We start from the raw sequence: 661 nt of genomic DNA, 5'->3' as shown, positions 1-661 counted from the left end.
AAAACAATAGAACCGTTCTTCGGTTTGGCTGTGCGCCTCGTCCTTGGCTATCACGCGCTGCGGGTCCGCAAAGGCGTATTGGGCACGGGAGAAGGAAACCCCGTGCTTTCTATTATTCTCGGCGTCCTTGTCCGGATCCCAATCAAAGCGGGTTTTAGCCATGGACGCAGAGTATCACTAGCCCATACAAAAAGCCATACGGTGATATGGAAAACCTCAACGTCCTAGGTAACCGGCGCTGCGCGGCTTTATCGCGCAGCGTCCGTGTGGACTGCCGAGTTAGGCAATCCTGCAATAGCTTTTCACTTAACCCGGGTGAACGTGCCGTAGTTTTTCCCGCCGGATGGATTCCAATAGTTCGCGCTGAGAGTATCGTCTGAAGCGGAATACTTGAACGTGCAGCGCCCATCCGTTCTTTGAACGCAAAGAAATTCCTCCAGCTTCCCGTCGCTGATCTTGGACTTGCCGGTCAATCCATTGATGCTGTAAGCCACAACACAACTGCTGTCTATTGAAAGAACTCGGAGAACAGAGCGGTAGCCGCCATTGCGCCACTCACCTCCCCACACACCGCTAAAAACTGCGCAGTCCTTCGGTACAGATGAATCCGGCGGGACAATCGCGTTTTGCTTTGCAATCAAATCAGTCGCGGCTTGCACGT

The 661-nt window shown here is 53.3% G+C and carries 2 protein-coding genes; both read right to left on the bottom strand.

Going from position 1 to position 661, the window contains the following annotated elements; all coding sequences use genetic code 11:
- Positions 1 to 162, bottom strand: a 162-nt coding sequence (locus tag L6R21_28165; GenBank protein MCK6563080.1) for a BrnT family toxin, incomplete at its 3' end; no start/stop codon positions are given.
- A gap of 140 nt (positions 163 to 302) precedes the next feature.
- Positions 303 to 661 (bottom strand): hypothetical protein (locus tag L6R21_28160; protein ID MCK6563079.1); only part of this gene is annotated, 359 nt, incomplete at its 5' end.

This window comes from bacterium (assembly GCA_023150945.1).
Lineage (GTDB): Bacteria > Zhuqueibacterota > Zhuqueibacteria > Zhuqueibacterales > Zhuqueibacteraceae > Coneutiohabitans.
The sequence above is the reverse complement of the archived record's forward strand: the minus strand, read 5'-3'. Positions and strand labels throughout refer to the sequence as shown.